Origin of the sequence: Sporolactobacillus putidus, assembly GCF_014647035.1 — a bacterium.
Lineage (GTDB): Bacteria > Bacillota > Bacilli > Bacillales > Sporolactobacillaceae > Sporolactobacillus > Sporolactobacillus putidus.
In genome coordinates, this window is sequence record NZ_BMOK01000002.1 from 57,310 (window position 1) to 70,862 (window position 13,553).

The window sequence follows — 13,553 nt, forward strand, 5'->3', positions numbered from 1 at the left end:
GAATTAATCGTAAGGCCGGCTCTTCAAAAAATTTCTCAATTTAAATAAAGCTTTGCTGTGAATCTGGGAGATCCGTGAGGTCGATAAGCCGAGCACCCGACCAATTTCCGTTAATGTCAGTTCTTCATAATAGAACAAGGCAATCACGAGACGTTCGTTTTCTCCCAGTTTCTCAATTTCTTCAGCAAGATTCTTTCTGTTTTCCTGATCAATCAGGTGTGCATCAGGCAGAACGGCCCCGAAATCTTCAATTGCTGCGGAAGTAAAATCATTTCTACCGGTCGGTGAACCATCATCCAATGAAAGAAGATTCGACAGCAGGCTTTCCGATAAGACCTGTGAAACTTCGTCAACCTTCATTTCGCATGCTTCCGCAACTTCTTCAATCGATGCAGAGCCTAACTTTTCCTGCTCAAGTTTCTCTGCAGCCTTTTCAATTTTCTTGCTTTTTTCACGGATGGACCGGGGCATCCAATCTTCTTTTCGAAGGCCGTCAAGAATGGCCCCGCGAATCCGGAATGAAGCGTAAGTGTCGAATTTCAGATCACGTTCCTTGTCAAATTTCTCAAGCGCATCATAAAGGCCAAGCAATCCGTAGCTTTGAAGTTCACCGCGATCAATATTACGCGGCAGCCCGACACAGATCCTCTGTACGTGATAATGAACAAGGGGCATGTAAAGCCGAAGGAGATCATCAGCCGCATCCTTGTCATGCGACCGGATCCAGCGGTCCCAACACTGCAATTCCTTGGTATCAGGTTTTGCCATCTTTTCTTCCCCTTCCTTTGGCCCTGCCGGCTAAATTATTCGTTCGCCTTTATAAATCGCGCGTATCATAAGGCTGCATGTTTCGGTGAAAAATTCAATTGTTCTTCCGTAATCAGCACCGGTTTCTTCCGCAACAATCGGGATGTGAAAGATTTCAAGCTGTTTTTTAACTGCCGCGACATTGCGTTTGCCGATACTGCCCATTGGCAGCGGTCGGTACGACTTGAACATTTCAGCTCCTCCTGCTATTTTGGCTCTTAGTGATCCGGGAGACAGTCCGTGTTCCCTTGTCAGCAGCCTGACCATTTCAGGAACCGCCGTATTTGCGAACTTGCCGGGCGGAAAGTGATCCGAGCGTGCAAGAGACGAATCTGGAAGCATTACATGCGCCATTCCGGCGCTCCTTTCTTTTTCGCTGAACAAAATCACGCCGACGCATGAGCCGAGCCCCATCGTTTTTAATGTTTCAGGACTTTCTGCGCATTTAATTTCCGACAGTCCGACATGAATCACAAGGACGACTTCCTTTCAATTAACTTAAGAATGACGTCCATGGATTCAGGAGCAGGGAAAAAAAGAAATTCTCCTTTTAATTGATTGTTGCTTCCCTGATTACGCAAAACCGCATCCATAAGAATAACTGAGTCATCACTAAGCGATAGTTCGACCAGTCCTTCGCCAAGTATGGCTCCTTCCATATCAATAGCGCAGATGGGCGGGGATTGCGTCAGAGATACTTCCAGTAGAGCAGAAAGAGCAGATAAATAAGAACCGCACAATATATTACTGATTTCACTGAAAACCGATTTGCCTATTCCGCCGTCAAGAACCGAAGCGCCCGGCACGAGTTCCCGGATGAGCCGATCGGCAAGACTGACTTCGAACATCATGAAAAAGTGTCCGCTCAGTCCCCCCTCGACTTGAATGTATGAAGTAGCCACGTGTTTTTCAGTATCATGGTTAAGAAGTTCGGCAAGAGTCAGAATTTTAACCGTGGGGATTTTCAGCTCCACACGTTTGTTCAGAAGGAGGGACAGTGCGGACGCCGCATGGCCCGCACCGATGTTCCCCACTTCTTTCAGCAAATCAAGATGGGCGGGCAGCAATTCTTCTAAATTATGCACCCTTGTTACACCTCAATTCGTTTGATTTCATCAACTTCCTCTTCGTTCAGTACACGGTCCAGATTCAATAAGATCAGCAAATCATCGTTGACAATTTTGGCAACACCATTTATGTACTCCGCCTCGGGTCCGCCGACAATATCAGGTGTTTTTTCAATGCTGTTTTTCTTTATATCCATGACCTCTTTTGCCGAATCCACGAGAAGACCGACCTGGAGCTCGCCCACATCAGCGATGATAATCCTGCTGTCTGCCGTCAGCTCGGCACGGTTCATATGAAAGCGGCTGCGCACGTCAATCACGGGAATGATTAAACCGCGGAGATTCATGACTCCCTCAACATATTCCGCCGCATTCGGCACTCGCGTGACGGGCTGGATACGTTCAATCGAAAGAACCTGGTCAATCGGCACACCGTACGTTTCACCGTTCAGTCTAAAAAGAATAACCTTGAACGATTCTCCTTCCATATTTTCCATCGTCCATTCCTCCTCATGCATTTTCTTTCAGGGACGCCTTTTTTTGGTGATCGATCAAGGCGCGGCAGTCAAGAATCAAGGCAACTTTGCCGTCGCCAAGAATTGTCGCGCCGGAAAATCCTTTGACGGATTTCAAATACCGGCCCAGAGGTTTGATCACGATATCCTGATAACCGAGCAGTTTTTCGGTGACAACACCGGCCAGTCTGTCGCCGCTCCTTACGAGAACAATAGAGCCCGAATGGACCTCTCCGCTTTTCTTTTGTATGGATGACGTTTCTTTTGCCTCCGGGATATCCAGGTAATCTTTAAGACTGACAAGAGGTACAATCCGGTTCTGATAGCTCATGACCTGGCGACTGTTTACAGACTGGATTTTCAATTGACGGATCAGCGCTGTTTCAACAATAGAGGTAATCGGTATGGCATAAATTTCCTGACCAGTCTGGATCAGCATGGCATTGATAATTGACAGAGTCAGAGGGAGTTTTACCGTAAATTTAGTCCCCTTGTCGGGTGACGAATCGATCAGAACCGTTCCGCTTAACGAATGGATTTTGCTCTCGACAACATCCAAACCGACACCGCGCCCCGAAATATCCGAAATCTTATCCGCCGTACTGAATCCCGATTCAAATAACAGATGATACACATCCTTGTCCGACAAAAGAGCGGCAGACTCTTTTGGGACAAGGCCTTTTTCCACCGCCTTTGACAGTACCTTCTCACGATTGATGCCAGCTCCGTCGTCTTCAATTTCGATAATGACGTGGTTGCCGCTGTGATAGGCTTTAAGCGAAAGAATCCCTTCCGGAGATTTGCCCTTTTTCTCGCGGACATCCGGATGTTCAATGCCGTGGTCCATCGAATTGCGAATCATATGCATCAGCGGATCGCCAATTTCATCAATGACCGTACGGTCCAGTTCTGTCTCTGCTCCGCTGATCACCAGTTTAACTTTTTTGTTCAGCTCTTTTGAAAGGCTGCGCACCATTCTTGGAAAACGATTGAACACTTGTTCAATGGGTTCCATGCGAAGGTTCAGGATCGTTTCCTGGAGCTGATCGGATATTCTTTTCAATGTATCCACAGAATCTTTCAATTCCAGGTTGTTTAGAGAAGATGAAATTTTTTCCAAGCGGCTGCGATCAATGATCATTTCTTCAAAAAGATTCAGAAGATGATCCAGTCGATCCAGATTGACCCGAATCGTTTTAGCCACTGCCTGATGCCCCTGCCCGGCAGAAGGGGCGTGCCCGTTTTCCTGCTTATGACGATCCGTTTTTTGTTCGTTACGGTCGTTGCTGTTTTTTTCAGAATCAACGGCCCCTATTTGTGATAAATCAGCACGGTCAATTTCCGAAATCCCCATTACGGCATCGTAAACTTCTTCTTTTCCTTGGTCCGTGACCAGGATATAGGTAAATTGTCTGTCAAAGGCTTCCTTTTCGATTTCCTCCGTGGGTGGAACAGATTTCATGATTGTACCCATCTTTTCAAGCGCATTGGAAACCATAAGAGCGCGAGCCGCTTTCAGCACACAATTCTGATTCAGTGTTACAATGACCTGAAAAACGTTCATGTCCAGAGCCAGTGCCTGCTTAATCATGTCATTCTCATAAGAGTTAAAATCATAATCTCCAGTCGGCTGATTTTGACTTGAGCTGTCCGTTTTCTCAACGGTTGCCGCTAAAGCGTTCTCTGTTCCCGACGTCTGATCCGGATGAATCTTCTCTGGACCGCCGGCAAGTGCGCGGAGCTTTTCCATCACCTCTCCCGCATCTTTTTGGTCTCCGCCGCCCTGTTCAATAGAGTCAACCATTGCCTCCAGCAACTCCAGAGTTTCAAATAGAACATCGATCATCGCAGCGGAAACCTCTATTTTTTCATGGCGCAAAGCATCAAAAACATTTTCCATCATGTGCGTCAGTTCCATCATATTTCCAAAGCCCATCTGACCCGAGCTGCCTTTTAAAGTATGGGCAGACCGGAAAATACTATTGATCAGTTCAGGATCACCAGTCTTTTCCTCCAAGACCAATAATTTATCGTTCAGATTCTGTAAATGCTCACGGGCTTCGTCAATAAATACACCTAAATATTGGCTCATGTCCATTTTTCAGTCAGCTCCCCGAATTCCAAATTGGCGGCATATTGCCGAAGCAACCCGATACAGCGGACACACCTCGTCGACTTTCCCGGTTTCGATCGCCGCTTTGGGCATGCCATATACGATACATGACTCCTCCGATTCAGCAATGGCATAGACATTGTTTCTTTTTTCCTTCAATTCTTCCAATCCTTCGGCACCATCCTTGCCCATCCCGGTTAAGATCGCAATAACAAAAGAACTTTTCTTTACCATAAGAAGAGATTTGAGCGTCACATCCACTGCAGGCCTGACCCCGTGAACAGGCACTGAATCCGACAGATGAACGGAAAGTCTGCCGTTCTCATTTTCTGTGACATGCAGATGAAAACCGCCGGGCGCAATGTAGACATGACCCTTTTCCAGCACTTCCCCCTCTTTTGCTTCACTGCATTTCAGCGCTGAGAGCCCGTTCAGTCGCTCCGCAAGAGATTGAGTAAACCGGGGGGGCATGTGCTGAACAATCAGGACAGGCGCCGGCAGGTTCTCTTTTAAGGCGGGAATGACGGTCTGAAGAGCTTTCGGACCGCCAGTGGATGTTCCGATAAGGACAAGTGAAGCGTTACCGGCAGATGCCGTGTCGGTTGTCTTCGAAACAATTTTAGAAACAGGCCGTGTATACTTTTGAGCTTCTATTGGCTGGCAATGTACCGCCGGCCCCGAACGGACGGCCTGCCTTATTTTTGTCTGCAGTTCAAGCTGAATCCGTTCGATATTGCCCGGCCCTGCAGAAGGTTTGAAAATAAAATCAAACGCTCCGCTGCTGATCGCTTCAATCACATAATGGGCGTTTTTGTCTGAAGCTCCGCTGACCATGATGGTCGGTGTGGGCTGCCGTGCCATAATCTCGTGAAGGACATAAAGCCCGTCCTTCTCCCCAGACAGGACAATATCCAGAGTCACGATATCCGGTTTATATTTTGCCAGTTTCATAAGCGCATCATCAGCGTTTCTCGCTGTCGCGATCACGTGCATAGACACATCTTCTTCGATCATCGCTTTTAATGTCTGCCTCATAAATGCCGAGTCGTCGACAACCAGCACTTGAATGGGGTCCATAATTACTTACCTCTCAATAGTTCAAAATATTTTTTGACTCTTAAGACGAATGGAGAAACTGCCTGTTCATCCTGGCATTGAACAAGAAAAGCCCGTGCTAAAAGTCTCATATCAATACTGAATCTGGAGTGGGGATACCGGATAACGCAAGGACTTTGTTCTCTTACGGAACGAATCACAGCATTGTCGCGATGTAAAGCGGTCAGCCATTTCAGATCAACATGAATATACTTTCTCGCTGCTTCGGACAGTCGCTGCCAGGTTTCTTTTCCTTCATGTAAATTACCAGTCATATTCACAACACAGGAAACCGACAATCGGGTATTTTTTGAACATATCATTTTGAGAGCAGAGTACCCGTCCGCCATCGCAGGAGGTTCCGGCGTTGTCACCAGAATCATCTGATGAACTGCAAGAACATAATGAAGCATATCATCTGTTACGCCAGCCCCAAAGTCAAAGATAATAAAATCATATCTTTCTTTGATTTGTTCGATCTGTTCAAGCAGAGAATCAAGGCGCTTTCCGTCAGGACGAAATAAAGTTGACAGGCCGTTCCCGCCTGCAATAAAAGAAATATTTCCGGGTCCCCTGAAAATGGCATCTGAAAGTTGAAGCTGATCATGAACGCAGTCTGCGATGTGGGGCAGAGACGACCGGCCCACCAGGTGTTCTATGTTCCCCATTCCGACATCCAGATCAATAATAAGCATCCTCTTGCCCAATTGGCTCAATGCAACGGAAAAGTTAACAGAGAAAACGGATTTGCCTACGCCGCCTTTACCACTGATCACACCAATGACCACTGCTTCTGAATTTGTTTTTTTTTCGGCAACTGCCCGCTGTCTCAATTTTTCAGCCTGATCATTGTTCATTTATATCACCCAGCATATGATTTATGAGTTCCCGGACGTTCGGAGCCTGCAAATCATCCGGAACATTCTGTCCGTTCGTTATGTAAGCGATCGCCTTCTGCGGATGATTCAACAAGGTGCTCACAATAGCACCGTATGTCTGCGTTTCATCGATCTTAGAGACGATCACCCGGTCTACCGGAAGCTGATCGAATTGTTCAATCATCGCATTGATATCTTCATACTTGGAAGTTGCCGAGATAACCAGATAGAGACCGATACGCCGATCATCGTCAATGAGCCGGGCCAGTTCTTGAACATATTGCTTATTTTGAAAATTTCTGCCCGCCGTATCAATGAACACGTGATCAAAATCCGCATATTTTTCGATTAATCCATGGAAATCTTTCTCTGAGTAAGCCACATCTATAGGTACATCCAAAATATCCGCGTACATTTTCAGCTGATCAATCGCTGCAACACGAAACGTATCGGAAGTAATAAACGCCACCCTTTTCCCTTCATCCAGGACAGCGCGTCCCGCCAATTTCGCGATCGTCGTCGTTTTCCCGACTCCCGTCGGACCGATCAGCATGACATACTTGTTCGGCAAAATCGGACTCTGAAAACGGCGCGGATCCAGTTTTTGTATCAGCTGCGCCCGGAGCAGGCGCACAAGCTCTGCTTCCGTCAGCTTTTCATCACTTTGATACCATTTCTTGACCAACATTTTCAGCTGTTCATCAATGTGCCTTTCATTCAACCCCTGCTCATTCAGCCTTCTGCGAAACCGGTCGATGTTTTCAGGGCCTGAGAACAATCGATCAACCTTGTCCATTGTCCGGCGAAAGGGCAGACGGTCAGCTTTACCGGAAAGAGAAGTCAGCATTTCATCCCTATTTTCGGTAGATTTTGGAAGAGTTTTTAGCGCGAAATCCTGTTCCGTATCACTTGCCGCAAGTACTTCAATATTTTCTTTTTTAAACAGATTGAAGAACCGGCCGTTTTTGACTTTTTTTGTATGAAAAATAACCGCGTCATTTCCGAGTTCTTTTTTTACTTTCTCAATGGCCTGGGTCATCGTCGGAGCAATAATTTTCTTCATTTTCATGCCGCATTCAGCACCCCAATGCTTTGGACTTCCACATTCGTTTCCAGTTCATTATAGGACAAAACGTAAATATTTGGAAAGTAGCGTTCTGTCAATTGATGAACATACATGCGGACGGCAGGCGAACAGAGAATAACCGGGTCGCTGTCCATATCCGCCCACTTTTCAACAGCTTCCGATAAGTTTTTCAATATCCGTGTCGTCGAGCCGGTGTCCATTGCCAGAAAATTTCCATGTTCCGTTTTTTGAACAGACTCCGAAATTTTCCGCTCAAGGTCCGGGCTAAGCGTAAGCACTTTAAGCGACTCACCCTGTTTCGCAAACTGTTCAGTAATCTGCCTGGATAAAGATTGACGCACATACTCGGTCAGTAATCCCGGATCCTTGGTCATCTGAGCATAATCGGCAAGCGTTTCAAAAATAACAGGAAGTTTTCTGATCGACAGTTTTTCCTTTAATAAATTAACCAGCACTTTCTGTACATCGCCGATGCTGAGCGGTTCAGGTGTCACTGCTTCGACCAGGGCGGGATACTGTTCTTTCAAATGATCAACAAGCTGTCTGACCTCCTGCCGGCCGACAAGTTCGTAAGCATGACGGCGCAGCACTTCAGTCAGATGTGTAGAAACGACCGAAGGCGGGTCCACAACAGTATAACCGGACATTTCCGCACGCTCTTTTGTCTGCTCATCGATCCAAAGTGCTTTCAGACCAAATGCCGGTTCCTTTGTCTCCATCCCCTTTATCGAATCATCTTCCACGCCGGGGCTCATGGCCAGGTAATGGTCGAGCATCAACTCACCTTCCGCCACTTCGCTTCCGTTAATCTTGATACGATACTTGTTAGGCTCAAGCTGAATATTATCCCGGATCCGAACAACTGGCAGAACGATACCCAGTTCAAGAGCGAGCTGGCGTCGAATCATCACGATCCTGTCCAAAAGATCACCGCCCTGGCTGCTGTCGGCCAGCGGCACGAGCGCGTAGCCGAATTCAAATTCGACAGGGTCCATATGCAGTAAGTTGATCACATTTTCCTGGCTCTTGAACTTCTCCTCCCTTTGCTTGTCTTGATCCTGGGTAATGGTCTGTACGGCCTTCCGCCGATTACGCCGGATCAGCAGTCCCCCGGCAACCATGAGCAAGGCAATCGGCAGTGTCGCAATCATACCGATTGGAGTCAATCCGAGAATGAAAATCACGATGCCGGCGACAACCAGCATAGCCGGAAATGCAAGAAGCTGATCCGAAACTTCTTTTCCCATGTTACTTTCCGATGAGGATCTCGTGACAACAATGCCTGTGGCCGTCGAAATGAGGAGTGCAGGAATCTGGCTGACAATACCGTCGCCAACCGATAGGAGACTGAAATTTTGTGCCGCGCTGGCCAGGGGCATCCCCAGCTGTGCCATGCCGATGATCATGCCGACAATTAAATTAATGGCGACGATGATCATACTCGCAATAGCGTCGCCCTTTACAAATTTGCTGGCCCCGTCCATCGCTCCATAGAAATCAGCTTCACGCGTAATTTTCTCGCGTCTTTTTTTTGCTTCCTGATCATTAATCAACCCCGCATTCATATCGGCATCAATACTCATCTGCTTGCCGGGCATGGCATCCAGTGTAAACCGGGCAGCGACTTCGGCCACCCGTTCCGCGCCTTTAGTGATAACGATGAACTGTACGATGATCAGAATCATGAACACGACCAGACCGACGATGACATTGCCTCCGACAACGAACTGGCCAAAAGCCGCGATCACCTGACCGGCATCCCCCTTTGTCAGGATCAGCCGGGTCGTTGAAACATTTAATCCTATCCTGAACAGGGTCATAATCAGCAGCAGAGAGGGAAAAACCGAAAATTCCAGTGCCTCTGAGACATTCAGGGTGACAAGGAGAATGACCAGTGCAAGAGATATATTCAATATAATGAGAAAACTGAGCAAAGATGACGGAAGGGGAATAATCAGCATCATCACGATCAGAATTACGCCAAACATAACAATATAATCCCGGTTTTTCATTGTTCTCCTCCTCTCCGCTTTCCGGCCTTTCCCTTCAAACGATAAACGTAAGCGAGAATCTCAGCGACCGCCTGAAAAAATTCTTCAGGCACAACATCACCGATCTCGAGCTGGTGATAAAGGGCTCTTGCCAGTGGTTTTTTTTCAATAATCGTGATTCCATGTTTCCTTGCGACCTCTTTAATCTTAAAAGCGAGATGATCCGAACCCTTTGCAATAACTTTCGGGGCGCTCATTTTTTCAGCATCATATTGCAGCGCAACCGCAAAATGCGTCGGGTTCGTAATCACCACATCTGCATGAGGCAGATCCTGCATCATACGGCGCATCGCCATTTGTTTCTGCCTTTCCCGGATTTTTGCTTTTATTTGAGGATCTCCTTCCATCTCTTTGTACTCATCTTTAATATCCTGTTTGGACATCCTCATATTTTTTTCATAATCGTACTTTTGGAACAGATAGTCGAGCAGAGACAGCAGAATCAGTGCCAGAGAGGCTGCCATACCCATATCCAGAACAATCTTAGCCATCGTGCCGAGACCGTCCCCGATTGATTTACCTGCCGATTCCGAAATGGGAACACGATTGATCCAGATGACTGAAAAGGCGACCAGTCCGATGAATGAAATTTTCAGAATCGATTTTAATAATTCAATAATGGCTCTCAGAGAATAAATGCGCTTCAAACCGCTAAGCGGATTCATGCGTTCCGGTTTGAACAGAATCAATTCAGGATGAAACAGAAAACCGACCTGAAACAGTTGCCCTGCGATGCCGATGGCCAGCGTCAGGATCAGAATCGGTAGAAGCATGCTGAGAGACTGCAGGGTGATATCGGAAAAAAGCTGGTGAACATTATTTTCTGTAAGATCCGTATGCAGCTTATTGCTGTAAATATTGGTCATCAATTCCGAAAGCTTTTGGCCGACTGTCCCGCCCGCCATACGAAAATAAAGGAAAAAAGCGAGCAGACTGACCGCAGTGCTTAGATCGGCGCTCTTGAAAACCTGTCCTTTCTTCCGGCTTTCTTCCCGCTTATGCGGTGTCGCCTTTTCAGTTTTTTCTCCCGCAAAATACTGCAGATCGACAGGATAATGAGACAGTTCCATAAGCGTCAACTCCCCAGCAGACGCATATAATTGTTAAAAATTTCCGTCATTGAATCAAAAATCACGCGAAAGAGTCCGATAAACATTGGAAAGACAATGAGCATAACAAGAAAACCGACGATGATCTTCAGCGGCAGCCCGACAACAAAAACGTTAACCTGGGGCACGGTACGGGCCACAAGGCCGATCGCGACGTCCACGAGAAAAAGGCAGCCTATAATCGGCATGGCGAGCTGCATAGCAATGACAAACATCTGCGCAGTCAGACGCGCCACAAAATCAACCGTATTTCCGCTCGCCAGATGCACATTCATCTGACTGAGCGGAATCAGCTTAAAACTGTAAAACAGCCCGCTGATCAGCATATGGTGGGCATCAACCCCAAGAAAAAAAAGCAGTTGAAGCATGCTGAGCAATTGCCCGGTCAGCGGAGAAGACGCTCCATTTTCCGGGCTGATCGTGTTCGCGATGGCAAAACCCATCTGCAAGTCTATAAACGAACCGGCAAACTGCACCGCATACGTGATCACTGCGACCACAAACCCCATCGACAGCCCCACGACCGCTTCCTTTATAATTAGAAGGACGAATGTCCCGTTAAGAGGTATCGTCTGGCTCTTGAACAAGGTCACATCAATCAGTATGGACAGCGTAACCGCAAGTCCGATTTTGACCTGCGCCGGGATCGTCTGATAGGAAAAAACAGGCACCGTGGCTAGAAAGCTCGCAATTCTGACCAGAACAAGTAAAAATACAGGAATAATATTTATGAGAGACACTCTTTTATGTTCCTTTGCTATCTGATAAAGTTTGGAAGGTTGGCGAAAATATTTTCCGTAAACGCAAGCATTTTTGAGAGCATCCACGGGCCAAAAAGAATTAACCCGAACAGGACCGATGCGATCTTTGGGATGAAGGCAAGTGTCTGCTCCTGAATTTGCGTAGCCGCCTGAAAAATACTGACAACAAGACCGATCACAAGCGAGAGCACGAGCAGAGGTCCGCCGACCATCAAGATCACCATGACACTTTGATCCGCAATGGATAGGACCATTTCCGAACTCATTCTTCCACCCTTCTTTCTAATAACTTTTTAGAAGTGATGCAACAATCAAGTACCATCCGTCCACCATGATGAACAGCAAAATTTTGAAGGGAAGCGAAATCATCACGGGCGGGAGCATCATCATCCCCATCGCCATCAGAATGCTGGCGACAACCATGTCAATGACTAGAAAGGGAATAAAGATCATAAAGCCCATCTGAAAAGCCGTTTTCAGTTCGCTTATTGTAAACGCGGGAATGAGAGCCGTTAATGGAATATCATCAATTTTGCTCGGCATCTTGTACTTCCCATAACTCATGAACAGGTCAAGATCTTTCTGACGTGTTTGTTTCGCCATAAATTCCTTAACCGGCGCTTCTGCTTTCTTGATCGCCTGCTGCTGACTGATATTCCCTTTAAGATAAGGCTGAATGGCGTTCGTATTGACCTGTCCGTAAACCGGCCCCATGATGAAAAAAGTAAGAAAAAGAGCCAGCCCGATCAGTACTTGATTCGGCGGTGCCTGCTGGGTTGACAGCGAGGTCCGCACAAAAGACAGAACAACAATAATGCGTGTAAAGGAAGTCATCATGATCAGAATGGCCGGAGCAAGGGACAGGATCGTCAGAATAAAAAGAAGCTGTACAGTCGTGGCGACTCCCTGAGGCTGGCTCGTGAAAAAACTCGAAGGGATACCCGGTATGCTATTCATGCTTCTCTTCCCCCTGAAAAATCTCTTCCATTCTGTCTGAACGCTCCTTTTTCAATTGATCAAGAGATTCCTTAAGAAGCGGCTTCAGAGATTTTGACCCGCCCTTATTCTGTACGCTCCGTTTTTTCAACGTTTTTTCTGCCGTCCAATTCACAATCTTTCTGACATTTCCTTCAATAAAATCCGGCTTTCCTTCCTGATTGACCAGGCTTTCAATCGTATTGGGATCGGTTATCTCCTTAAGCAGCTGCACCGTCTCACCGACACCGACAACAAGAACTTCATCCCCCAAGTGGATGAGCTGTACTGAACGATTGGCCCCGACGGACACCCCTCCTATATTTTTCAAGGCACTGCCTTCATGAAATCTTCCAGTCCGTTTCGCAACAAAATGATACAGAAGGTAGATAAGTCCAAGAACAAGCAGCAAAGCAAAAACTAATTTAAGAAAAGTAACGAAGAGATCCGGGGTCCCGGTCATTGAAGAGCCAGCCTGACTATCTGAGGCCGCATTACTGTTTCCCGTATTCTTGGTTTTTGAAGCCGGGTGCTGCATGTTCTGCTGATTTTTAAACATATCTTCGACTGTTCCGTTTCCGGAGCCTGCAGCCGAGGCGTTGGCGCCTTGCCCGAAAAAAAGGGCGAGAACAACAATGACAAAGAACAGCCTTTTTTGAAACACACTGTCACCTTCTTCTTTCTAAATTACCCCAAAGTCTTTTTGATCGCCTCAATGACACGGTCTGCCTGGAAAGGTTTGACGATAAAGTCCTTTGCTCCCGCCTGAATGGCATCGATCACCATGGCTTGCTGGCCCATCGCGGAACACATAATGACCTTGCAGTCCGTATCGAGCGACTTGATCTTTTTCAGCGCCTGAATACCGTCGAGTTCCGGCATCGTGATGTCCAGAGTAACAAGATCAGGCTTCAACTCTTCATATTTGGCAACTGCTTCGTTTCCGTTCGCCCCTTCGCCAACGACCTCGTATCCGTTTTTTTTCAGAATGTCTTTCAGCATCATTCTCATAAAAGCTGCATCGTCTACAACAAGAATGCGTCCCGCCACAAAAATCCCTCCAAAAGTCTTTAATCGTATTAATGTATCAGTGCA

15 protein-coding genes are annotated in these 13,553 nt (G+C 46.9%); all 15 read right to left on the minus strand.

Going from position 1 to position 13,553, the window contains the following annotated elements; genetic code table 11:
* Window positions 1-3 precede the first annotated feature (3 nt).
* From IEX81_RS02505 to IEX81_RS02575, 15 genes are read right to left on the minus strand one after another with little or no spacing between them, the layout of a single operon-like run.
* The gene (locus IEX81_RS02505) at window positions 4-768 is read right to left on the minus strand and encodes a FliA/WhiG family RNA polymerase sigma factor (protein WP_188801487.1); all 765 of its coding nucleotides are present in this window, start codon (window positions 766-768) and stop codon (window positions 4-6) included.
* A gap of 30 nt (window positions 769-798) precedes the next feature.
* Window positions 799-1,281: a chemotaxis protein CheD gene (locus tag IEX81_RS02510; RefSeq protein WP_188801488.1), complete on the minus strand. Its 483-nt coding sequence runs from the start codon at window positions 1,279-1,281 to the stop codon at window positions 799-801.
* Window positions 1,278-1,892, minus strand: a complete 615-nt coding sequence (locus tag IEX81_RS02515; protein WP_188801489.1) for a chemotaxis protein CheC — start codon at window positions 1,890-1,892, stop codon at window positions 1,278-1,280. The genes IEX81_RS02510 and IEX81_RS02515 overlap by 4 nt, the downstream gene beginning before the upstream one ends.
* A gap of 5 nt (window positions 1,893-1,897) precedes the next feature.
* On the minus strand, window positions 1,898-2,371 hold the full coding sequence (locus tag IEX81_RS02520) for a chemotaxis protein CheW (protein ID WP_188801490.1): 474 nt from the start codon (window positions 2,369-2,371) through the stop codon (window positions 1,898-1,900).
* Window positions 2,372-2,384: 13 nt separating this feature from the next.
* Window positions 2,385-4,487, minus strand: a complete 2,103-nt coding sequence (locus IEX81_RS02525; protein ID WP_188801491.1) for a chemotaxis protein CheA — start codon at window positions 4,485-4,487, stop codon at window positions 2,385-2,387.
* Between the two features lie 3 nt (window positions 4,488-4,490).
* On the minus strand, window positions 4,491-5,579 hold the full coding sequence (locus tag IEX81_RS02530; protein WP_188801492.1) for a protein-glutamate methylesterase/protein-glutamine glutaminase: 1,089 nt from the start codon (window positions 5,577-5,579) through the stop codon (window positions 4,491-4,493).
* 2 nt (window positions 5,580-5,581) lie between these two features.
* Complete coding sequence (locus IEX81_RS02535) at window positions 5,582-6,454, minus strand: P-loop NTPase (RefSeq protein ID WP_188801493.1); 873 nt, start codon at window positions 6,452-6,454, stop codon at window positions 5,582-5,584.
* Window positions 6,444-7,544, minus strand: a complete 1,101-nt coding sequence (locus tag IEX81_RS02540; protein WP_188801494.1) for a flagellar biosynthesis protein FlhF — start codon at window positions 7,542-7,544, stop codon at window positions 6,444-6,446. Before IEX81_RS02540 ends, IEX81_RS02535 begins: the two co-directional genes overlap by 11 nt.
* The gene (gene flhA, locus IEX81_RS02545) at window positions 7,541-9,574 is read right to left on the minus strand and encodes a flagellar biosynthesis protein FlhA (RefSeq protein ID WP_188801495.1); all 2,034 of its coding nucleotides are present in this window, start codon (window positions 9,572-9,574) and stop codon (window positions 7,541-7,543) included. Before flhA ends, IEX81_RS02540 begins: the two co-directional genes overlap by 4 nt.
* Window positions 9,571-10,683, minus strand: a complete 1,113-nt coding sequence (gene flhB / locus IEX81_RS02550) for a flagellar biosynthesis protein FlhB (RefSeq protein WP_188801496.1) — start codon at window positions 10,681-10,683, stop codon at window positions 9,571-9,573. The genes flhA and flhB overlap by 4 nt, the downstream gene beginning before the upstream one ends.
* Window positions 10,684-10,688: 5 nt before the next feature.
* Entirely contained in the window at window positions 10,689-11,462 is a 774-nt protein-coding gene (gene fliR / locus IEX81_RS02555; RefSeq protein ID WP_188801497.1) for a flagellar biosynthetic protein FliR, read from the minus strand.
* Window positions 11,463-11,479: 17 nt separating this feature from the next.
* Window positions 11,480-11,749: a flagellar biosynthesis protein FliQ gene (fliQ, locus tag IEX81_RS02560; protein WP_188801498.1), complete on the minus strand. Its 270-nt coding sequence runs from the start codon at window positions 11,747-11,749 to the stop codon at window positions 11,480-11,482.
* Window positions 11,750-11,765: 16 nt separating this feature from the next.
* Entirely contained in the window at window positions 11,766-12,440 is a 675-nt protein-coding gene (fliP, locus tag IEX81_RS02565) for a flagellar type III secretion system pore protein FliP (protein ID WP_188801499.1), read from the minus strand.
* Window positions 12,433-13,122, minus strand: a complete 690-nt coding sequence (locus IEX81_RS02570) for a flagellar biosynthetic protein FliO (protein ID WP_188801500.1) — start codon at window positions 13,120-13,122, stop codon at window positions 12,433-12,435. The genes fliP and IEX81_RS02570 overlap by 8 nt, the downstream gene beginning before the upstream one ends.
* Before the next feature lie 23 nt (window positions 13,123-13,145).
* The gene (locus IEX81_RS02575; protein WP_188801501.1) at window positions 13,146-13,508 is read right to left on the minus strand and encodes a response regulator; all 363 of its coding nucleotides are present in this window, start codon (window positions 13,506-13,508) and stop codon (window positions 13,146-13,148) included.
* Between the last annotated feature and the right edge of the window lie 45 nt (window positions 13,509-13,553).

What these genes read in the sequence shown, in the direction of transcription:
- IEX81_RS02505 (WP_188801487.1), bottom strand. Translation starts at nt 768, where the DNA reads ATGGCAAAACCTGATACCAAGGAATTGCAGTGTTGGGACCGCTGGATC.
- IEX81_RS02520 (WP_188801490.1), bottom strand. Translation starts at nt 2,371, where the DNA reads ATGGAAAATATGGAAGGAGAATCGTTCAAGGTTATTCTTTTTAGACTG.
- IEX81_RS02525 (WP_188801491.1), bottom strand. Translation starts at nt 4,487, where the DNA reads ATGGACATGAGCCAATATTTAGGTGTATTTATTGACGAAGCCCGTGAG.
- IEX81_RS02530 (WP_188801492.1), bottom strand. Translation starts at nt 5,579, where the DNA reads ATGGACCCCATTCAAGTGCTGGTTGTCGACGACTCGGCATTTATGAGG.
- IEX81_RS02535 (WP_188801493.1), bottom strand. Translation starts at nt 6,454, where the DNA reads ATGAACAATGATCAGGCTGAAAAATTGAGACAGCGGGCAGTTGCCGAA.
- IEX81_RS02540 (WP_188801494.1), bottom strand. Translation starts at nt 7,544, where the DNA reads ATGAAAATGAAGAAAATTATTGCTCCGACGATGACCCAGGCCATTGAG.
- flhA (WP_188801495.1), bottom strand. Translation starts at nt 9,574, where the DNA reads ATGAAAAACCGGGATTATATTGTTATGTTTGGCGTAATTCTGATCGTG.
- flhB (WP_188801496.1), bottom strand. Translation starts at nt 10,683, where the DNA reads ATGGAACTGTCTCATTATCCTGTCGATCTGCAGTATTTTGCGGGAGAA.
- fliQ (WP_188801498.1), bottom strand. Translation starts at nt 11,749, where the DNA reads ATGAGTTCGGAAATGGTCCTATCCATTGCGGATCAAAGTGTCATGGTG.
- fliP (WP_188801499.1), bottom strand. Translation starts at nt 12,440, where the DNA reads ATGAATAGCATACCGGGTATCCCTTCGAGTTTTTTCACGAGCCAGCCT.